A 21,205-nucleotide genomic window follows, 5' to 3' on the forward strand; every position below is an offset into this window, starting at 1 on the left:
TTCACTTTCCCATAATGTAGGCAACGAATCCGAGCAAGCCCAGAACCTCAATAAATGCCAAACCGACGAACATGAACAACTGAATACGGTTGCCAACTTCTGGCTGACGTGCAGTAGATTCCATAGCTTTAGCAACGACTATTGCCATACCAAGTGCAGGAGAAATTGTTGCGACAGCAAAGCCAAGAATGCTGAGGTTGCCGACCAAACCTGCGAGAGCGATGATATTATTCATTGGTTTCCTTTCTGTTAAAACAGTAACCAGTATAAACCCGTAAGATGGGTAAAATCTGAAGATTTAAGCTATGCTATCAGGCAACAGCAACAGCAGACTTTTCTTCTTCCTCCGGGTAACTTTCCGAAATGTAGACAGAAGCAAGCACAGTGAAAATAAACGCCTGCAAACCGGCTACCATAATTTCGAATAGGGTAAACAGAATGCCACCAAGCAGCCACAAAGCACCGCCGAAGGCAAGGAGTTTATTGCTGGAATCCACCACAAAGAAATTGGTGAATACTAAGCAAGTGGCCACCAGCAAATGGCCAGCAATCATATTCGCAAACAAACGGATTGTAAGCGAAAGTGGTCGCACAATTATTAATTCTATGAGCTGCAATGGCGAAAGAATGAAGTAAATCGGCCATGGCACGCCCGCTGGGAACAACGCTTCACGGAAGAATCGCAAAAAACCTTTTTCACGAATGCCAGCAAGAAGATACTGACACACAACCCACAAAGCAAATACCAACGGACCAGTAATGGTTGCGGTTGCAGCCATATTTAATCCTGGAATCACAGAACAAAGATTAAAGAAGAAAATCGTGATGAAAAGTGTAGACATCATTGGCACGTAACGCTTGCCGCGCTCCTCGCCAATCATTTCGTAAACGATGTTGTAGCGCACAAAGTCCATTAAGATTTCCAGCACACTTTGGAATCTTCCTGGAACTAACTTTGCGCGAGCGGCACCAATGCCGAAAATAATCATAACGACTACAGCCATAAGAACACGCACCAAAATAATGCGATTCATGGCAAACGGTGTGCCCTGGAACAAAATCTCTGGAGGCAAAAACTCGCCAATATTAGGCAATTCTGGTCCAGACGAAGCCACTGCTGAAGCTACATTGGTAGTCCTCAGCAAAAAGTCAACCATTCCATCCATAAGTGCCTCCTTAAGCAATTCGTTCACACGCCTTCACAACTACGCCACTCACTCACATTATTAAATTCAATCATCTTGCGGCGTTATATATTATCTAAATCATCTATTCCGTATCTCGTAAGGCGCGGGGCACGAAACGAAAAATACATCTAACTGCTGATTGTACTCTTCGCTTGTACATAATTACGCAACTTCAAAATTTATTTGCTCATACCGTACTTAATACCGTCAAATGGACAAAAGTTATCAGAACGCGGAGAAGCCGGCTCATGCCTTATAGAACGTTCAGTTCCAAGCTTTCCAGCAGTTCTTAAATGTGGAATATCAGAAAGATTGTAAGGCGTAGTTTCGTACACCCAGTTAAGCCAGTTGCGCCAAAGCAAATTCGCGTGTGCACGCCAAGAAAATAGTGGCTCTAATTTTGGATCGTCATAAGGGAAATAGTTGTAGGGGAATGGCACGTTGCTCAAACCTTTTAACATGTCACGCTCATATTCTTGCGCAAGAGTCATTTTGCTGTATTCCCAGTGTCCAAGCGCAAAAACTTCAGAAAAATCACGCGTAGCGACTAAGCCTGGGCCAGATTCGGGACCATACGTAAGAATTTGCAAACGCTGATCTGAAGAAATGCTGTCAACATCAACACTCGCTATCCTAGAATGCGGCTGTAAAGCGATTTCATCAAAACCATTTGTAAGAAAACAGTACTCATCCTGCAAATATTGTGGGAACACACCAAAAATTTTCTCGCTGAGAACATGCTTTTTTATGCCATATCTATAGTAAAGCGCACCCATTGCCCCCCAGCACAAATACATTGTTGAGAAAACGTGTGTTGCTGCCCAGTCAAGAATTTGCGTAAATTCGTTCCAGTAGTCGACATCCTCAAATTCCATGTGCTCAACAGGAGCTCCCGTTACAACAAATCCGTCGTAATAGTTGTTACGAAGTGCGTCAAGATTTTCGTAGAATTTTACTAAATGATCAGCGTTAACGTGTGTGGATATATGCGTGGAAGTTTTCATAAAATCGACATCGACTTGCAAAGGAGATTTAGAGATGAGTCTCAAAAGCTGAGTTTCTGTCTCGATTTTTTTGGGCATAAGATTCAAAATCAACAAACGAAGTGGTCGAACATCCTGCTGTTCTGCTTCTGGGCGTTCCAATGCAAAAATTCGCTCAGCATCTAATATGCTTCGCGCTGGCAATCCTTCAGGAATCTTAATAGGCATGTGTTTATTGTACCCCGCACTTGTTTATGTTTATTGTGTCTATGTCACTAATGTGCACAAATCGTAAAATTTTAACCAAATACAGAGAGACACGCCCGAATTTGACAAATTCAAATTTGCACCTATCGTAGATAGAGCTGCTAAAAGTAGCCGACGCGGGGTGGAGCAGCTCGGTAGCTCGCTGGGCTCATAACCCAGAGGTCCATGGTTCAAATCCATGCCCCGCTACTAAAGCCAAGAATCACACGAATTTCTCACGATTGTTGTGGTTCTTGGCTTTTTTGTTTAATAACGCATAAGAAGTTCAATCTGCAATCGCCAGAATACAAGTCATCTGCATAAGAATCAATAAAGAAGTATTGCAAGGCGACGGCGAGCGCGCGCTAATCGAGCATCATCTGCAGGAAGCATAGCAAAATACTCAAGCATTCTAGATCGAATAGCCTCAGCATCCGAACGATGCCCTGCAGCCAAAAAATCAAGCAAACGGCCAAAAGCGTCATCAATATGACCATCAATCATATCGACATCTGCCACAGCAAGCTGCGCATCTACATCATTAGGATTATCACCAGCATTTTTGCGCACTAAAGCAACATCAGTATTAGTATTACGCGCAAGCAGCAAAGCTTTGGCATGCTCACGCGCAGCAATAGAATCGCGCGGATCTGCATCCATAAGCTTCGCATATTCTAAAGCAGCGCCCTCGTAATCACCTTTCATAGCAAGTTCATGCGCTTTTTCATGAGCTGCAGGAACTTGATTTTCGCAACTAGAATTATTATCTGAAGATTCTTCTGAATCATCCTTAGCATCTTCAGCCGGCTGTACAAAAGGAGCCGTTCCAGCAACCCCCGAACGCTCTGCCACCTGCACTAATTGAGGTAAAATTGCGCTACAAATCTGCTGCAACTCATCATCGCTAGGTAATCCTTGCGAAATTGGCATAGGGCGTCCGCCAATCAAACCATAAATTGCAGGAAGTTGCTCAGCTCTCAAAGCTTGAGCAATACTTGGGCTTTCGTCTGCATCAATACGCGCCAACTGCATACGACCGTCGAGTGAATTTACTGCATCAGCTAATTTTTGTGCAACATCGTAATAAGCAGTATCTCCAGGCTGCCAAAGCAACAAAATAATAGGAAAACTTACGGAAGTTTGAACCATTGCCTGGAAAGACTTATCGTTAACATCAATAACGTATCCGCCTGCTTTTGGCGCCGAATTATTGGCAGAAGAACCAGCATCCGAACCAGCTCCAGCTTTTGCAGCCTGCTTAGCTTGCGCTTCCACGCGACGCTTCACGCCTTCTAAATCTACAGCTCCAGCAAGCGAAAATCCTCCTGGATTCATTCCTTGCGACTGACCGTTTACCATTATTGCCTCTTTTGCTAATTGCAATATTGTTGATTCTTATATTTACAACGCTTCTACTTTAATAGGCTGTCGTTCAGCACCAACCGGCGTAATTTTCATATGAGATCCAGCAGGTGGCACAACAAGCGCAATAACATTTACATAAGTTACGCGCATAGTACTTTTTGCTTTTCCGTCGCCAAATAGTGCTTTTTCTTCGTCAGATGCCGGCCTAGACTCACGGCCTTCTCCGGCAATACGCGTCCAAACAGAATCAATTCTTGCAACAACTAAATCGCTTCCATCACTCGAACGCATAACGCTTATTTGTTTCAATTGTGGAGTAAAAACTTGTTCCTGCGAACCTTTGTTGCGCTCCATGCCAGCTTGTACAGCTTTAGAAAGTTCTGCAAGTTTTTGACGAAGATAATCTTCCTCAAAATATTTTGCATACTTGCTTTCACCACCATGCTGAAGAACATCAGCATAAGCTTTTACTGATTCTTCTGGAGTCATAATTAAGCCAGTGTCATTTGATTTTCCCATTGAAGCACCAATACTTGGAACAGCAAATTTAGGAAGATGCACACCAGGGAAAAGTCGAGCCACAGCCCACAACTTATAATTCGACCTAGCTCGTTGCTGACGCAAAACAAGCAAACGCTTTGATTGCTGATCTTTAGTGGTGGTTGTAATTGTCATTAAGTCTCTAGGCCACCCAGCATTTGTTGGCACAATCGTCTGAGCTGAAGCGCGCGGAATAATAGTTTTAGGGTCTAATTTACCGGTTTTACCAGCAATAACAAGCTCGCTTGTGCGAACATCAAGCGCAGGCCCAGAAACAGCTTTAGGCAAGGCGTTAACGTCTTTTTCATCATTTGCTCGTTCCAGTGTTCGAAGCAAACCAAGACGAATATCCTTTTCTTGAATCATAGTTACATTAGGAAGCTCTTGGCCGCTGCGAGCTTCCACAGGCTTAGGTACTTGACCATCGCAAGCAGATAATCCCGCAACAAGAGCAACAGATACAGCACTTGCAACACAAAGAGAAGCTGCGCGCAACGTTTTTCGCATAATTCCGCCATTATTAAACTCGCGAATATACTTATTAAGATTACGCATTTTAATACTACGCATTATTGCTTGTTACCTCGCTCACTCGAGAAATTGCCTCGATAACCTTTATTATTCTTGCGATATCGCGAATTATTGCTATTTGCGTTGTACCCACGACGATTGCCACGAGTTTTCTTAGAATTATCTGTCTGCTTTGTTGACTTAGATTGCTTATTTTGATTTTCCTGTTTACCTAGCCTGACCTGACTGTCTTGTTTATCTCGCCTATCTTGCTTTTCCTGCCTATCCTGCCTATTTCTAGAGTTCTTTTTATTCTGCTGATTTCGCCTAGTTTGAGAATTCTTACGATTCTTATCTACGCGAGCGGACTGAAGATCCTGATTATTTTTAGCATCGTCTTTAGTCTCGGAATAAGAGTTCTTTAGATTTTCGTCGTTCAAATCTGAAGATTCATCAACAACACTTTCGCTATTTTCCTCATCGCTTGGCAATTCATACGCAAATTCACCATCATCATGCTGTTGAATAAAACGAGCAGCGAATGCAAGCATATCGTCCTTAGAAATAACCGTGGTCTGCGCTATTGAATCTTCAGAAGATACTTGTGACGACGGAGACTCCTGGTTAATTTGCTTAGAATCAGAATTATTTGCAATATTCTGATTTTCTACAGGATTTTTACCACGACGAGTGTGGCATCCATGGCGCGCATGCGACCCTGAAGCTTTTTTGTGCTTCTTATGAGCAAGCATGCCATGCACTGTTCCAGAAAATGCTTCAGAAAATGTGACTTCCTCATCTTTAGATTGTTTAGATAGCAAACCGGAAGAATTTGCCGCAAGTTGCTTATTCCTGCGACGATGCGGAGCCATGGCAAAAATAGTTGCAGCCAGCAAAGCTAACACAGCAAAAAGAGCACCAACAAAGTACAAAGGTGTTGCGAAATCTGGAACTTGATGCCTGCGCCAACGCAATTCCACAGAAGCAGCAGGAACGTTATCTCCCAAATCAATTAATAGAACACGTCGAGCTGCTTGAGATCTAGCTCTCATAGAACGCGAGTAGCGACGATTTGAACTCTTTTTTGAATTCTTACCAGACTTAAGAACTGCACCAGTTGCAACTGCATGATCATATGAAGCAGAACCTGCAGTTTGAACATAATCATAAGTATTTATTGAAAGCTTTGCTAAACCAAGCTGACACGTAACAGAAGGCCATAAGTTAGATTGTTGGAACTTAACGTCAGAATCTTTTATATCTGTATTAAAATCTTGTTGCAAAGTGCTTTTGCCAGACATTTCCGATACAGACAGATTATTCCAATCTTTAAGACCTGTAATGCGCTGCACTGGAGAGCCAGCTACCCAACCACGCACATCTTTTGTTAAACCAACAGCAACACAAATAGGTTTACGCGTTCGCAAAGCTGCAACACTTACGCGAACTTTACTGTCAACCAAATTAAGAACACCTGGATCTGTAACAATATAACGAGTTCCGGTTACTTGCGCATAAGCAATAACCACGTCATTCGGCTTCCAAAATGTTGCGTTAGCAACACCAAGAGCAACACTTAATACTGCAAGCACTACAAAAAATGGAGCTACGATACGTCGCATAATTTTAGTGCGCAATGTTACTCGCCTTGCTGACTGTCGCATTGATTGTCCTTCTTTTTCAGGAGCATTGTTGGTATTAGTCATAACGATACTATTCTACAATCTTTTCATACCAGTTGCAGGTTTTGCCTTAAAATCAATATCAAGCGGTAATGTGAACCTATGCAAAAAACTACAATATCTAAACAAAAATCCTTTATTGCACGCACTTTTGCTGCTATTAGCACAGTAGCATTATGCGTAGGATTAGCTTCTTGCAGCGGCAATTCCGACAATACAAAAGGTGCTGCAGATGAAAACGCACAAAAAGCCGGAATGCAGCTTATTGAAGGCATAAGCGCTTCTGGAGAGCTTGGGAAAAAGCCAAAAATTACGCTTAAAACACCTGCAGATATAAAAAGAAATACTTACGCTATCTTACAGCACGGCAATGGTGAGACTATTCAAGAAGGCGATCGCGTTTGCTCTCAAGGCATTGTGCTTAACGCTAAAGATGGCAAAGAACTTATGAATACGTGGGATAAGGGCAGAGTTGATTGCTCAATTTCTATTGACAAAAACGTCACCAGCCGACCATACTACGCGCTTATTAAAGGCAAGAAGATTAATACAACTATTGCTTTTGGAGTCGCTGGAGAAAATAAGGGACCTTCATACGTTATGGTTCTAACGCTTGTGTCCCGCTCAAAAGCATTAAAGCACGCAGAAGGTAAAGCAGTAACAGATATTCCTGCAAATTTGCCAAAGGTAACTCTTGATAAATCTGGAGTTCCATCCTTAGATAAGAACAACTATGTGCCAGATGGAAAGCTTGTTTCTCAGACTTTGATTGAAGGAACCGGCAAAAAGGTAACCGCAAAAAGCACCGTAACTGCTCATTATGCCGGATGGACCACAGATAAAGACGGCAAAATGCATCAGTTTGATTCCTCTTGGCTTCGCTCAATGCCTGCAGACTTCTCTCTTGCGGGAGGCGTAATACCAGGTTGGACTAAAGGTTTGGCTGGAAAGAAAGTTGGATCTCGAGTTCTGCTTGTAATTCCTCCAGAAGATGGCTACGGCAAAGAAGATAAGAAGGATGCAAAGGGAAATGTAACAATCCCTGCAAACTCCACTCTGTACTTCGTTGTGGATATTCTTTACGCTTCGTGAGTTTGTAAATTTCGCAATGCCTAGCAAAGCAAAATATTTTGCAAAATAATTAGCTAGATAATTTGCGAGATAATTTACAAAAATACGCAAGTGATTGATTACAAAAACCCCTCATTTTCGAGGGGTTTTTGTGTATGCGTCTAAATCTAAAACAGAAGAAGGTCGTCGGATTCAACACCGCGCATATCGTCATAGTCGAGAATAAGACAAGTAAAACCGCGATCTTCCGCCAAAACTCTAGCTTGTGGGCTAATTGTTTGAGCAGCAAAAATGCCACGAACGGGCTTAAGTAACGGATCGCGATTAAGCAACTCACAGTAACGAGTAAGTTGCTCTACACCATCAATGCCACCGTGACGCTTAATCTCAATCGCAACGTGCACGCCTTCAGCATCCTGAGCCATAATATCAACTGGACCAATAGCAGTAGGATACTCTCGACGAACAAGCTTCGCGCCTTCCCCAATGCGCTCAATCTGCTCAGCCAAATATCGCTGCAAATGCTCCTCAACACCATCTTTAACTAATCCAGGATCCTCACCCAAATAATAAGTGCTGTCACTGTATATGTGCTCTAAAGAAATTTTGAGTAAATCATCACCTTTTGATGCAGCAACTCGAAGAATACAACCATCAGAAAGCTCGTTAGAAGTAGATTCTTCACCATTTTCTTTTTGAAGTATGCGCATTGTACAAGGCGCAACCATCCAATTAAGTGGCTTATACGCTCCAAGCTCCGAAAAAATCAGCACACTACCATCTGCTTTAATAAGCAGCACACGCTTAGATAGCGGAAGCGTAGCGTTTAATCTACCTGTATATTCAGCACTACAATCTGCAACAATAATTCGCACACAGTAAGCATAACAGAACTTGTGCAGGAAAGAATGTCACTTGCGCAAAGCAGCTGCTAAATCGCGATTCTGCCAATGCTCGTGCAGAGCGCAGTAACCTCCAAATAGCACAAGCCAAACTAAACCGCCAATTGCAGAAACGCGAGTATCTTCACTAATAAACAATGTAATATACACAAACACGAAGAATGCAATGGTAAGCGAATTAAGAAGCTTATAATGCGGCATCAAGAAACCATCCGCCATAAAATCAGCAGATTTACGATACTTACGGTGCGTAACCATAATCAGAATGTAAATCATGATGATTACAGCCGAAGACGCAGAAGCGAACAAAATAAACGCACCATGAACTCCAGGAATCGAATTAACTACCGGAGAAAGAAGGATTAATACAGAAGAAAATATGATTGCGCGAGCAGGAACTTTAGTATGCGACACCTTTCGCAACTTACCCAAAATAGGAGAAGGAGATTCAATAGCAATCTGATACATGTGGCGGCCGGCAGAATACAGTAAAGAGTTAAGAGCAGAAGATGCAGCCGTAATAACCACGAAGAATACTAGCGCAGAGGCCCAATGCAAGCCAGCATACTGGAACACCATAATGAACGGAGACATAAATGTGCCTTCAGCATTAGTAGCCTTGAAACGCTGCCATGGAACAATAAGCATGATTGCTACAAGAGCGCCAACATAAAAAATCAAAATACGCGTAATTATGCCGTTTATAGCCTTAGGTAAAACTTTGCGAGGATTTTTTGTTTCCGAAACAGTCACACCAACAAACTCAATAAGCTGATACGCATAAAACACCATCTGGAAGCTCATCAAAAATGCAACCCAACCATTTGGCATAAGAGAAAAATTATTGAAAATGTTATCGACGCTAGCATGCCCAGCAGGACTAATAACCCCTCCATGAAGTTGAGTTGCTGGGTAATGATACCCAATTACAACCATCACAATAGCAGTAACTATAAGCGCAACAATCAAAGTAATTTTAATCATGGAGAACCAAAACTCAGTTTCTCCAAAAAGCTTTACAGCAACCAGATTTATGCACACTAAAGCCGCTAAAAATACTACTTCTATAAGCCATTTCCAATGACTTACGTCAATATCAAAAGTTTGGAAAAATGTGACGCAATACGTGCTAACTGCCGTAATCTCGCTCATACCAATAAGCACAAGCACAAACCAATAAGACCACCCAGCAAAATTACCCCAGCCTCTGCCAAGATAACGCGTAATAAAACTAATAAAAGTATGCTGGTTCGGATCTTTGTACATAAGTTCGCCAATGCCGCGCATAAGCAAGAACATAATCAAGCCAACAATAATGTAAACAAATACAATACTAGGGCCTGTTAAGCTAATAGATTTTCCGGAACCAAGGAACAAACCAGTACCAATTGTGCCACCGATAGCAATAAATTGCACATGACGCTTAGTAAGACTGCGTTCCATTTGGTTGGAATTGTCATTATTCGCCGTCATATTCATTGCCAAAACTCCGTTCCTTGTATATACGAACTTTTTATTCTATCTGCACCCTTAACTATTGCACTATTCCACACTTTTTAGAGAGCTAACCGGATCTATGCGATCAAGAGCAGGATTAGTGGCCCACTGCACAATCAAAGCGAAAATTAATGTTGCAACGCCTGCAATAAAGTAACTTAACGGAGCTACTTCCACCTCAAAATAAAGCGATGGCATTCTAAGAGCTTTGGTCAGCAAGCCTGCAATCAACCTTCCCAACGGCAAACCTACAGCGATACCGATTACAGTAAGAGTTAGCATCTCTTTATGTACGTAAGAATGAATTTCTCTTCTATAGAAGCCAAGAACTTTTAGAGTTGCCATTTCGCGCGAACGCTCCGAAATATTCGTACTAGCCAAAGTAAATAGCACTGCTAAAGCCAAACCTGCAGCTAACGTTACAATCAGAGCAACAACAGCATTCATAAGATCAAAACTAAAAGCATGCTTCATTTTCGTAATATTCATAACCGCAAGAACGCTATCACGCTCCGAAACATTATTCGCGTACTTTATTTTTTTATCATCGCTGCCACGCAAACGAAGAATCAACGCATTATGCTTTAGAGATTTACTATTTTTATCATTAAACAATCGTTCGTAACATCTAGAAGTCATATACATGTTTGAACCAATTAGATTTCGAACAATAGCATTAACTTTTACTGTTGTGCGCTTAAAACTTGCGTTAGTTACTGTGATTTCATTTCCGCGATTGATATCCAAAGAAGCGGCTGCGCTTTGAGAAAGCAACGGGCCGTCATCTGTGAGCTTAACAGGTTGCAAATTGTTGTCAATATTTTGCAATCGCACAAGACGAGCTAAAGTATCCGCATCTTTTACAACAATCATTTGCACACTTTCAGAATCTTCTACATTGTTATGCTCAGATTTGTTGTTGCCCGAATTTTGATGCTTAGCAATTTCGCCAGAACTTATGTAAGCAGGAAGCATAGTTTCTACTTTATTATTCGACTTATCTTGTTCCACACGCTTTCTCATGCTTTGGAAAGAATCGGGAGCAGAAATCGCGATCATATCGTAATGGTAGATTCCCTCATATTGACGAGTGCCTAAAGTTGCGACGGTATCGTTTAATGCAAGACCGCACACAATAAGTGCAGTGCAGCCAGCAACACCGCCGATTGTCATGCATAATCTGCCTTTAAAGCGCGCTATGTTGCGAATAGTTACTTTATTTAGGAAGCTCATACGCTTCCAAATCCAAGGCAAACGCTCAAGAAGTACGCGAGCGCCAGCTTTTGGAGCTTTTGGACGAAGTAAATCAGCAGGAACTTGCTTTGTTTCACGCCAACTAACAACTATTGTGCAAACTGCTACAGGAATCACAAAAGCAATCACACACAGTGAACCGTATAACCAGTCGTAACGCAAACTAACACCTGGTACAGCGTAAAGTCCGCGCAAAATCTTCAAAAGAAGCGAAGGAATTGCAAGGAATCCAACAATATCCCCAACTCCACCACCAATAAAGCATGCTAAAATAGCGAAGAACGCGTGCCTTGTAACTGCAGCAGAACGTCCATAACCCAGGCTTAGGTACGTTCCAATAAGACTTCGCTCTTCCTCAACCATACGTGCCATAGCTGTTAAACTCATCATCATGGCAACTACAAGAAATACTGCCGGGAAAGCATAACCAAGTGACTGAATCGAAGCAACGTCGGAGCGTAAGCTTGCGTAACTATCATTAGCAATTCTAGTAGATATATGCCATTGTGCTTGAGGAACTTTCTTTTGTATTTCTGGCCTAATCTGCTTTAGAATTTTCGCTTTTACTTGTTCTTTCACAGAATTTGAAGCAAGCTTTATCCTTGGGTCATTCGCAATAATATTTTTCGCTTCTCTATTCGCTATCTCATCAATAATCTGATTTCGACGAACTTTTTCGCGCTTAGACTGCACTTTTTCGCGAATTTGCTCAGACGCGTCGTCAACAATATTGCGATACGATTTAGAAAACGCATTAACATTCTTAGTATCGTTCAATCTCACAGATATTGCAGAATACGGCAGGTCACTCATGTTGCTTGGGGCTGCAGACGTAAAGATTGGGTAGCGAGATGTTACAGAATTACGAAAAGCTTTTGACTGGTAACCTTCAGGATTGTTTAAATCGTTACTATCTAAGACGCTTCCAGTAATTAAAAGATTATATTTTTCAGATTTTTTATTTGAATTATTTGAAACACTGCTGCCGAATGCGGCCGACTGCTGCAAATTTACAACAACGGTACTGCCAATATTTAAGCCGCTATCGTGCAAAAATCGTTGAGTTACAACGGCTTCTCGATTATTAGTAGGCATATTGCCGTGAAGCAAATGAAGACGATTCATATTTTTTTGCGAATCGTAATGCACAAAATTCATTGCATATGTGGAACTTGCATCGTCATCAGGATGCGCTGTAGCTTTCCAAAAACGTTCGGCTTCAATTTCGCTTATGTTAGATAATTTTTGCAAAGAAGCAACATCATCTTTAGTTAAACCCAAGGTAGATACGATTTGCAAATCGTATGCATGCAACTTTTCGTACATGTCGTTCGTACCAAGAAGCATATCGTTGCAGCCAGCGTAAATTCCTGTCATAACAGCAACGCCAAGCATTGCAATAACTGCAAGTACACAGAAACGTCGCCACTGATGAATCCACATTCTAACGGCGCTAATAAATAATGCACTCATTAAAATCACCACTCAATATCAGCAATGGCCATAGGATTCTCTTGTATAGTCTCGCTTACGACTTTTCCAGAGCGGAAGCGCACAACTTTATGTGCCATAGGCGCAATTGCAGCATTATGGGTAATGATTAAAACCGTCATGCCTTCCGTGCGGCAAATATCTTGCAATAATTGCAACACTGACTTGCCTGTTTCATAATCCAAAGCACCTGTAGGCTCGTCGCATAGAAGAAGCTTCGGTTTTTTAGCAAGAGCGCGAGCAATAGATACGCGCTGCTGCTCGCCGCCGGAAAGTTGCGCTGGGAAGTTTTGTAAACGATCTGCCAAGCCAACATCTTTAAGCGTTTGGGCAGGATCAAAATGATCTGAACAAATCTGCGAAGCCAGCTCAACATTTTCAAGAGCAGTCAAATTTGGAACTAAATTATAGAATTGAAAAACAAAACCAATATCTTCGCGGCGATAACGCACTAAACCTTTTCCTTTAAGCTTAGTAACATCGCAATCCCCAACAATAACGCGACCACTCGTAGCCGTATCCATACCGCCTAAAATATTTAAGGCCGTTGTTTTTCCAGCGCCAGATGCGCCCAAAATTACTGTAAGCTCACCACGTTCTGCCGTAAAACTGGCATCATCTAAAGCCCGAACGGCAGAAGAACCAGACGGGTATTCTTTTACAACATGATCAAAAGTTATATATGCCACAATGCGCCTTTCGTAAGTATCATCCATTGATAGTGGTTTTCAACTTTTGTTATGGATTCTTGTTTTATTGTTATAACTATTTTACGTAATAACCGTGAAGATTTTATGAATTGTACTTAAAGAATCGAGATTCCACGGCGTGCCATGCAATACGCGTTACCAAGCCAAGTATGACGAGAATTTGGCCAAACTGCACCTAAGCGTGGAGCGCCCTGACTCATCCAAATGCTAGGAACTCTTCCATCCGTGCTTTGAGAGCCGAGCAGATTAAACCCATTCTTATTTTCCAACCAATCCGGATGTTGAGTAACAATCGCAAGCCCTTCTTCCAAAGTAAGAGGTAAGCGTTCGTCGGAATCAATAAGCTTACTAGCAACATCCGGCTCTCTGTTTAAGTAAGATCCGCCCGCATGAGGATCAATTGCCAAATAGAACGGACCTTCCGGAGGCTCAAAACCATCTTTTGGCATAAAACTAGCAATATCGCGAGGAGGCATAGTTGTAAAACCAGCCATGCGGTCAATACTCGTACGAGAAATCAAAGACTCTGGAGAAACAAGCTCACGCGTAGGAACCAACAAAATATTCGTTCCTAAATCACTATTTTTAAGCGCGCGCAAAAGAGGCAGAGCAAGAGAACGAAAAGCGTCAGCACTCATATCCGCCACATCCGGATACCCGAGCGCTACTATACGATCAAGCTGCTGCTGTATTTCTTCCGATGCTACCGACATACTTACAGTTTACGCAGAGACTTTCACAATTGCGAGCAATTAATTTCGTTATTTAAGCAAAATTACGTTTTTTCGCAATAATTTCCGCCAATTGAACAGCATTAAGCGCAGCGCCTTTCCTAAGATTATCGTTAGTAATAAAAAGCGCCAGCCCTCGCTTGCCATCCACAGCTTGATCTTGGCGAATACGCCCAACATAGCTTGCAGATTTACCTGCAGCAAGCTGAGGAGTAGGAATATCATTCAATTCAACACCAGACGCCTTGCTTAAAACTTCGCGAGCCATATCCGGTGTTACGTCATTATCAAACTCAGCATTAACACTCATACCGTGGCCAGTAAAAACGCCTACTCGAACGCAAGTGCACGACGCGGCAAGATTTGGCAGATGCAAAATCTTACGACTTTCATTACGCAACTTTTGCTCTTCGTCAGTTTCTTCAGAACCGTCGTCAACAATTGCACCAATAAAAGGCACTGCATTGAATGCGATTGTGCGAACAACTTTGGTAGGTTCTGGAAAATCTATTGCACTACCATCAAAAACTAATTTATCTGCGCCTTGATTTAGCGCATCTTGAGCCTCATTCATAAGCTGCAAAGCACCAGCTCTTCCAGCTCCAGAAACAGCCTGATAGGAAGATACTATTAACCGCTTTAATCCAAAAGCATCTGCAAGTGGCTTCAACACTGGCATACAAGCCATTGTTGTGCAATTTGGATTTGCTACTATTCCACAAGGTATTGTGTCTAAATCTTCGGGATTTACTTCTGCAACAACCAGAGGCACATCGTCATGCATACGCCATTGAGAAGAATTGTCTACTACTATTGCGCCAGCTTCAGCAAATTTTGGAGCCCAGATTTTTGAAGTTCCACCGCCTGCAGAAAAAATAGCTATATCAATTCCGCGCAAATCAGCTTTTTCTACATCTTCTACAACAATATCTTTCCCACGATATTGCAAAACTGTTCCCGCAGAGTGAGCAGAAGCCATAAAACGTAAATCTCGAACGGGAAAATCACGCTCATCAAGAACACGGCGCATTACCATACCAACTTGGCCAGTAGCACCTAAAACAGATACGTTTACACCTGTTTCATTGATAATCGTCATCTTATTTCTCCCTTAATAGTGGTTATGCCAATAATTTCGATTTTTAACGTCCGCTGCCGCCGTAAACAACAGCTTCGATTTGGTTAGCATCCAATCCGTAAGCCGTGTGTAAGGCTCGAACAGCTTCATCAAGCTGATTAACAGGAACCAAAGCGGCAATACGAATTTCTGAAGTAGAAATCATAAGCGTATTAATACCGTGATCACTTAATGCAGTAAAGAAAGTAGCCGCTAAACCAGAGTGCATCTTCATACCAACACCAACCACTGCAACTTTCCCAACAGTAGGGTCAACATCCATAGAAGTAAACTTCAATTCATCACGCGCTTCTTCAAGAACTTTACAAATTGCTTTCATCGACGAGCTAGGAGCAGTAAGGGAAATATCCGCAGTACCCGTAGATGCGCTTGCTTGTGCAATCATATCTATATTTGCATTAGCTTTTGCAAGAGTAGTAAATACTTTTGCAGCCATTCCAGGAACGTCCGGAATACCGCGAACTGTAATCATAGACTCACTGCGATCGTGAGCAACACCTGAAATAACAGGCGTTTCAACACCTAAATCTGGGAACAAGTCGCCCATAGTAGAACGAATCTCCTGGTTTACCATTATTACCGCCCTTAATTTCTATTTGCTTAAATATTATCTATAAAAAATAATTATCTATAAAAATAAACTTGCTTAAATCAACTTAAATTAGGTAAAGTACGTGGATTAACATTTCGCGGCACAATAAGAGTTCCATTTCTGTGAGAGAAGGAACTCCTAACGTGAAGCGGCATACTAAAACGCTGAGCATACTCAACGCAACGCAGAGCGAGCACACGCGAACCACATGAAGACATTTCTAGTATCGAATCGTAATCAATAACTGGAATACGTTTAGCAGTTGGAACAATACGAGGATCTGCAGTGAAAACACCATCAACATCTGTATAAATTTCACAAACGTCAGCTCCTAAAGCAACTGCAAGAGCAACTGCTGAAGTATCCGAACCTCCGCGGCCAAGAGTAGTGTCATCCCCCATTTCGCTAATGCCTTGGAATCCGGCAACAATCGCAACACTTCCCTTACTAAGCGCGCGACGAACACGGTCTGGTTTTACTGCGCGAATATGAGCTGCACCAAATTTCATGTCGGTCATAAAACCTGCTTGAGAACCGGTAAAAGAGTATGCGTGAGATCCTTGAGCATGAATAGCCATAGCAAGCAAGCTCATAGAGATGCGTTCGCCTGCAGTCATAAGCATATCCATTTCGCGAGCAGGAGGATGCGCATTAACACTCATTGCCTGATCAATTAAATCGTCAGTAGTGTCCCCCATTGCAGAAACTACAACCGCTACATCATTGCCAGCTGCTTTTGTGGAAAGAATACGTTTAGCAACGCGCTGTATGGAATCAGTGTCTGCCACAGACGAGCCGCCGTATTTCTGTACGATAAGCGCCAATTTTTACCCCTTGCTCATGTATAAACAGATGAACGAACGGATATTCCAAATATTTGGTCTGGTATCAGAGTATCAACTGCGCTCTATTATTCGCAATTATTGATAATTTGTTCGTTAAATTTTACTCCTACACAGCTTGTCGTCCGCTGAAAGCGCGTCCGAGAGTAATTTCATCCGCATATTCCAAATCGCCGCCAACAGGCAAACCACTTGCCAAACGCGTAATTTTAATACCTAGAGGATCTAACAGGCGAGCCAAATATGTAACTGTTGCTTCGCCTTCAATATTTGGGTCAAGCGCGAGAATAACCTCTTTAATTTGAGGATTTTTAAGACGCTCAAGTAATTGAGTAATTGATAAATCTCCAGGACCAACATTTGCCATTGGATTTATAGCTCCGCCAAGAACGTGGTAAACGCCATCATATTCGTGAGTGCGCTCAATGCTCATAATGTCTTTAGGCTCTTCAACTACGCAAATTTTGCTATGGTCTCTGCGAGGATCTGCACAAACCGCACAAGGGCTTTGTTCGCAAACATTTCCGCAAATATCACAAAAGCGCACACTCGACTTCATATCGTTTATGGCATCTATTAAAGATTGCGCTTCTTGTTCAGACGCAGAAAGTATATAAAAAGCAATGCGTTGAGCGCCTTTAGGTCCGATTCCAGGAAGTTTTGAAAACTCGTCAATTAAACGACCAATTGCGCCATCGTACGACGATGCATTATGCACAGTTAACTACTCCTCTTGCTTTTTCTTAACGTTTGCAGAAATATTCTTTGGATTTTTTGGATCGGTTGCAGCAAATTCTTCAACCTTTTTAACCTCAAACATTGCCTTAAGATCATCCACGTCTACTGAAGATGCAGCTTCCAAGGAAATATCATCCATAGAACATTCATCTGCAGACGCTCCACTTGTAGGGACTACAGGCTCTTGCGTAATTTCTTTTGGACCAGCAGCACTTGGATTAACAGAACTTGGACCAGCAGAACCTGAATCAGAAATACTTGACTTAGAAGCGTCTAAAACAGCTACATTTGAAACATGCACATTAGTAACGTCAGCATTAGACTCGTCAGCATTAGATTGCGCAGACTGCATTTTTGCTTGCGGCTTGCTTTGCGTTTTAGTAGATACGTCAAGCGCCGAAGTAGAAGCGTTAGGAAGTGTCATAACATCCGCAATAGGCACAGATGACATATCCGCCCAAGCATCATCTTCAACGTCCGGCAAAGCAGCTTCTTGCCTTGCATCTTCCGCAGTATTCTCAAATACTACTGATGCTGCGGAGCCATCAGCGTCTAGAAAATCCGAGGAATCCTTTTCTGTTTTACTTTCAGTAAATCCACCGCTGTCAGAAGTTGTTTTACCAATAAATCCTGCAGTCATGCCAGTTTTTCGCAATAAAATATCGCGTTTTACTTGAGCAAGACGCTTAGGATCCATTCTTGCAACAGATTCCACCGCTTCTCCGTTAGACGCAACAGGAGCAGGAGCAATCATTACCTGATTACCAAAAACGTCTTTCACTACGCTCATTACCACTTTTGGTACTTTTTGACCATCGTAAGGAGATGTAGTGCATACTGCGAGCGCAAAAGCATGCTGACTCATAGGCTCATTAAAAGTAAGCACTAAACGCTGACGCCCAGATTGCTCAGAGTTTAATTGCACTTTAGGAACGTACTTACGCGTCACATATTCGCGCGCATCTTCTGGCAACTTAGAGACTACTTCATCCCACATTTCGTCTGCACTTAGAGAATCATTATTCTGCGTTTTTGTAACAGAATTAGAGGATTCTGCAGAAGATTCTGACGAAGATTGCAACGGAGATTCCAAAGAAGCTACCGGCGAAGGTCCAGCAGAAGATTCAGCGAAAGATCCAGCAGAAGATTCCGAAGGCTCTTCATGCTTAGTTTCTTTCACAGAAGACTTATCTTGCTGCTTTTGCGCAAAAGATTTATTTTGCGTATTTGTTGCACCTATAAAAGATTTACCTTGCACATTTGCAGTAATGCCACTATCTGCAAGCAAACGAGCAACAAGAATTTCCAGATTCATGCGAGGCGAAACAGCACCAGCCATTGAGCTTAGCGCTTCATTAATAGTTTGAGCCATACGCGCTAAATTAGGTAACGTCATTTGCGAAGATTGACGCTGCAAGGTTTCCAAATCTTCTGGAGCAATATCATTAAGCAGATCGGAAGCAGCTTTAGCTCCGGCAGAAACCATAAGAAGTAAATCTCGCACTCTGCCTAACAAATCTTCAACAAATTTTCGAGTATCATAGCCGCCAACAACAACGCGACGAACAACGTCATATATTGCAGCACCATCATGCTCAATAAGCGCATCAATGGCTTCAGAAATTAATTCACTAGGCGTAAACCCGAGCAAAGCAACTGCAGAATCCAGAGAAATAGCACCATCAACTGCTCCGACCATAAGTTGATCAAGCACAGAAAGAGTGTCACGCATGGAACCCGCACCTGCTCTCATAGCAAGACGTAAAACACCAGGAGCAGGATTAATGTTTTCCTTCTTACATATATCTTCAAGATAAGGACCCATAACTTCTGGAGGAACTAGGCGGAATGGGTAGTGATGGGTGCGGGAACGAATAGTGCCAATTACTTTATCTGGTTCAGTGGTAGCAAAAATGAACATAACGTGCTCAGGAGGCTCTTCCACAATTTTCAACAATGCGTTGAAACCTTGTGGAGTTACCATATGAGCTTCATCGAGAATAAAGATTTTATAGCGGTCTCGAGCTGGAGCAAAACCCGCACGCTCTCGAAGCTCTCGAGCATCGTCAACACCGTTATGGCTTGCAGCATCTATTTCTACAACATCAATAGACCCAGGGCCACCAGTTGCCAAATCTTTACAGCTCTGACATTTACCACATGGGTGAGAAGTAGGACCTTTTTCGCAATTAATGCAACGTGCCAAAATGCGCGCAGAACTGGTCTTACCGCATCCGCGAGGACCAGAGAATAAATAAGCATGAGTGATTTTGCCTTGGTCTAATGCTCTAGACAAAGGTACGGTAACTTGATCCTGCCCAATAACACCATCAAATGTGTCCGGACGATATCTACGATACAGTGCAAGTGCCATGTTTTCTAACCTACCGCGACCTAAATGTTTCCCCGATATATCTTATTTCAGATTAGCAGCAGCCGCCACCCTCTTATAAACAAAAGAATATTAATTACTTTTATTTATCACAATCTTCCAATGCTGCTCGAGCAGAAGCTTCTACGCTTGGAGCTAAAGGAATATTCAAAGGAACTGTAACGCTTACGGTGACTTCATCTTTAGCAGACTTACAAGATTTCAATATTGCGCGGCTTGAAGTAACAGTTCTAGTAGAAAATTCACAAGGATTATTTTCCATGCGCTGTAAAGCGGAAGCCCCTGACAACGCAGCTGCAGTTGCAACTGCGTAAGCTTGATGCCTAGCGCTAAGAACATGCCCCAAAATTGCAGCAACAGCAAGCATTGAGCAGACTGCGATTACCAGCATAATGCCTAGCGCTGTGCCAGAACCGCAATCTGCCTTACTGCTCTTCTTACGAGCGAAAGATACTAAACAATTAAAACAACAATGCAAACTCATTCCAAAACCTGACTTACGCGACTTTCCACCAAAGGAGGCAATATGTGAAGCGGATCTGGAATAAGAGGACATTTCACAACAATATTAGCCATATTCCCATTACGATTTATTTGCACAGATGCTCCTGAACCTGCAACTTTCTGCACGATACTTGCAGCAGCTTTATCGTCGTGATGAGTAACCATGTAGTAAGCAACCTGGGAAGCTGCATCATGACAATTCATATTGCATACTACTGCTCTACCAACTCCAAGAAGTACAACTACAAGCACTATTGCACACGGCAAAACAACTGCAAATTCAGCAGTTACAGCACCAAAATCACGCGTATTAATATTACGCAATAATTTTTTGCATAACACCAAACATTCATGCAAAATATTCTTCCGCATCATAAGCTCATTTCACTAAACATAAAGCATCAATAAATTAGCCAAAATCAATCAACCAATTTTCAACGCTTTTTTCACTAATTCTGTCAATGTTTTGCGTATTGCATCTGATTTCAAAATGGCAACTAATAATGCAGCAAAACCAGTCGCAGCAATAAGCACTACAGCATATTCGGCGGTTACAGCACCAGAATCTTGCTTTTGAAGATTGTTAATATACTGCTTACCTTTTTGATTAAGGCGCATTTCTACAACTGATAATTGGTCATTTACTTGAAGCATCGATACAGTGTATCTTGCAACAAGCTTTTGGATTATCCCAACCATTATTTGTACCTTTCCCTTCAATTTATCCGAAATTTTCGGATAAAAATATTTTTGCAGGTTGATTTGCAAAGGCCAAGAAAAAATCTTCATTGTGGATAAAAGCTAAAAAGCATTGAAATCTTTTGGAAACC

General features: G+C 42.1%; 20 protein-coding genes and 1 tRNA gene. 2 read left to right on the forward strand and 19 right to left on the reverse strand.

Going from position 1 to position 21,205, the window contains the following annotated elements; all coding sequences use genetic code 11:
* Position 1: 1 nt before the first annotated feature.
* The 3 genes from atpE to metA all read right to left on the reverse strand — a co-directional run bounded on the left by atpE (position 2) and on the right by metA (position 2,398).
* The gene (gene atpE / locus ACLD6A_RS05205) at positions 2–235 is read right to left on the reverse strand and encodes an ATP synthase F0 subunit C (RefSeq protein WP_004126223.1); all 234 of its coding nucleotides are present in this window, start codon (positions 233–235) and stop codon (positions 2–4) included.
* Between the two features lie 76 nt (positions 236–311).
* The gene (gene atpB, locus ACLD6A_RS05210) at positions 312–1,166 is read right to left on the reverse strand and encodes a F0F1 ATP synthase subunit A (protein ID WP_004126224.1); all 855 of its coding nucleotides are present in this window, start codon (positions 1,164–1,166) and stop codon (positions 312–314) included.
* A 200-nt stretch (positions 1,167–1,366) separates the two neighbouring features.
* Positions 1,367–2,398 carry a homoserine O-succinyltransferase gene (gene metA / locus ACLD6A_RS05215; RefSeq protein ID WP_375169153.1) on the reverse strand — a complete coding sequence of 344 codons (1,032 nt, stop codon included), beginning with the start codon at positions 2,396–2,398 and terminating at the stop codon, positions 1,367–1,369.
* Positions 2,399–2,552: 154 nt separating this feature from the next.
* On the opposite strand from metA, the gene ACLD6A_RS05220 reads away from it, so the two are divergent.
* Positions 2,553–2,626 (forward strand) — tRNA-Met (locus ACLD6A_RS05220).
* A gap of 117 nt (positions 2,627–2,743) precedes the next feature.
* Here the strand turns inward: ACLD6A_RS05220 and ACLD6A_RS05225 are convergent.
* Genes ACLD6A_RS05225 through ACLD6A_RS05235 form a run of 3 tightly spaced genes read right to left on the reverse strand, consistent with a single transcriptional unit; the run spans position 2,744 to position 6,537 of the window.
* The gene (locus ACLD6A_RS05225) at positions 2,744–3,775 is read right to left on the reverse strand and encodes a tetratricopeptide repeat protein (RefSeq protein ID WP_119521102.1); all 1,032 of its coding nucleotides are present in this window, start codon (positions 3,773–3,775) and stop codon (positions 2,744–2,746) included.
* Positions 3,776–3,817: 42 nt separating this feature from the next.
* Positions 3,818–4,891 (reverse strand): hypothetical protein, encoded by a 1,074-nt coding sequence (locus ACLD6A_RS05230; protein WP_410313770.1) that lies wholly within the window; start codon positions 4,889–4,891, stop codon positions 3,818–3,820.
* Positions 4,891–6,537 carry a hypothetical protein gene (locus tag ACLD6A_RS05235; protein ID WP_410313771.1) on the reverse strand — a complete coding sequence of 549 codons (1,647 nt, stop codon included), beginning with the start codon at positions 6,535–6,537 and terminating at the stop codon, positions 4,891–4,893. Before ACLD6A_RS05235 ends, ACLD6A_RS05230 begins: the two co-directional genes overlap by 1 nt.
* Positions 6,538–6,615: 78 nt before the next feature.
* Here ACLD6A_RS05235 and ACLD6A_RS05240 point away from each other — a divergent pair, with 78 nt between their 5' ends.
* A complete protein-coding gene (locus ACLD6A_RS05240; RefSeq protein ID WP_375169157.1) occupies positions 6,616–7,605 on the forward strand; it encodes an FKBP-type peptidyl-prolyl cis-trans isomerase in 990 nt (329 codons plus the stop codon).
* 146 nt (positions 7,606–7,751) lie between these two features.
* Here the strand turns inward: ACLD6A_RS05240 and nucS are convergent, their stop codons facing one another.
* The 13 genes from nucS to ACLD6A_RS05305 all read right to left on the reverse strand — a co-directional run bounded on the left by nucS (position 7,752) and on the right by ACLD6A_RS05305 (position 21,074).
* Complete coding sequence (gene nucS / locus ACLD6A_RS05245) at positions 7,752–8,459, reverse strand: endonuclease NucS (protein WP_375169158.1); 708 nt, start codon at positions 8,457–8,459, stop codon at positions 7,752–7,754.
* A gap of 36 nt (positions 8,460–8,495) precedes the next feature.
* Complete coding sequence (locus tag ACLD6A_RS05250) at positions 8,496–9,965, reverse strand: amino acid permease (protein ID WP_375169159.1); 1,470 nt, start codon at positions 9,963–9,965, stop codon at positions 8,496–8,498.
* A gap of 63 nt (positions 9,966–10,028) precedes the next feature.
* Positions 10,029–12,710, reverse strand: a complete 2,682-nt coding sequence (locus tag ACLD6A_RS05255; RefSeq protein WP_410313772.1) for an FtsX-like permease family protein — start codon at positions 12,708–12,710, stop codon at positions 10,029–10,031.
* Positions 12,711–12,715: 5 nt separating this feature from the next.
* A complete protein-coding gene (locus ACLD6A_RS05260) occupies positions 12,716–13,417 on the reverse strand; it encodes an ABC transporter ATP-binding protein (RefSeq protein WP_004136445.1) in 702 nt (233 codons plus the stop codon).
* Positions 13,418–13,533: 116 nt separating this feature from the next.
* Positions 13,534–14,151 carry a DUF5701 family protein gene (locus tag ACLD6A_RS05265; RefSeq protein ID WP_004136457.1) on the reverse strand — a complete coding sequence of 206 codons (618 nt, stop codon included), beginning with the start codon at positions 14,149–14,151 and terminating at the stop codon, positions 13,534–13,536.
* A 52-nt stretch (positions 14,152–14,203) separates the two neighbouring features.
* Entirely contained in the window at positions 14,204–15,268 is a 1,065-nt protein-coding gene (locus ACLD6A_RS05270; protein ID WP_410313773.1) for an aspartate-semialdehyde dehydrogenase, read from the reverse strand.
* A 43-nt stretch (positions 15,269–15,311) separates the two neighbouring features.
* Positions 15,312–15,881, reverse strand: coding sequence for an ACT domain-containing protein (locus ACLD6A_RS05275; protein ID WP_004136461.1), 570 nt, complete (start codon positions 15,879–15,881; stop codon positions 15,312–15,314).
* Positions 15,882–15,958: 77 nt separating this feature from the next.
* On the reverse strand, positions 15,959–16,723 hold the full coding sequence (locus ACLD6A_RS05280; protein ID WP_004136463.1) for an aspartate kinase: 765 nt from the start codon (positions 16,721–16,723) through the stop codon (positions 15,959–15,961).
* 127 nt (positions 16,724–16,850) lie between these two features.
* Positions 16,851–17,459, reverse strand: a complete 609-nt coding sequence (gene recR / locus ACLD6A_RS05285) for a recombination mediator RecR (protein ID WP_004126278.1) — start codon at positions 17,457–17,459, stop codon at positions 16,851–16,853.
* 6 nt (positions 17,460–17,465) lie between these two features.
* Positions 17,466–19,853, reverse strand: a complete 2,388-nt coding sequence (gene dnaX / locus ACLD6A_RS05290) for a DNA polymerase III subunit gamma/tau (RefSeq protein ID WP_410313774.1) — start codon at positions 19,851–19,853, stop codon at positions 17,466–17,468.
* A 100-nt stretch (positions 19,854–19,953) separates the two neighbouring features.
* The gene (locus tag ACLD6A_RS05295; RefSeq protein ID WP_308582707.1) at positions 19,954–20,355 is read right to left on the reverse strand and encodes an Rv3654c family TadE-like protein; all 402 of its coding nucleotides are present in this window, start codon (positions 20,353–20,355) and stop codon (positions 19,954–19,956) included.
* Positions 20,352–20,747 (reverse strand): TadE family type IV pilus minor pilin, encoded by a 396-nt coding sequence (locus tag ACLD6A_RS05300; RefSeq protein WP_410313801.1) that lies wholly within the window; start codon positions 20,745–20,747, stop codon positions 20,352–20,354. The genes ACLD6A_RS05295 and ACLD6A_RS05300 overlap by 4 nt, the downstream gene beginning before the upstream one ends.
* 51 nt (positions 20,748–20,798) lie before the next feature.
* The gene (locus tag ACLD6A_RS05305; RefSeq protein ID WP_004126283.1) at positions 20,799–21,074 is read right to left on the reverse strand and encodes a DUF4244 domain-containing protein; all 276 of its coding nucleotides are present in this window, start codon (positions 21,072–21,074) and stop codon (positions 20,799–20,801) included.
* Positions 21,075–21,205 lie beyond the last annotated feature (131 nt).

It is taken from the genome of Gardnerella sp. Marseille-Q9691 (genome assembly GCF_046507715.1).
Lineage (GTDB): Bacteria > Actinomycetota > Actinomycetes > Actinomycetales > Bifidobacteriaceae > Bifidobacterium > Bifidobacterium greenwoodii.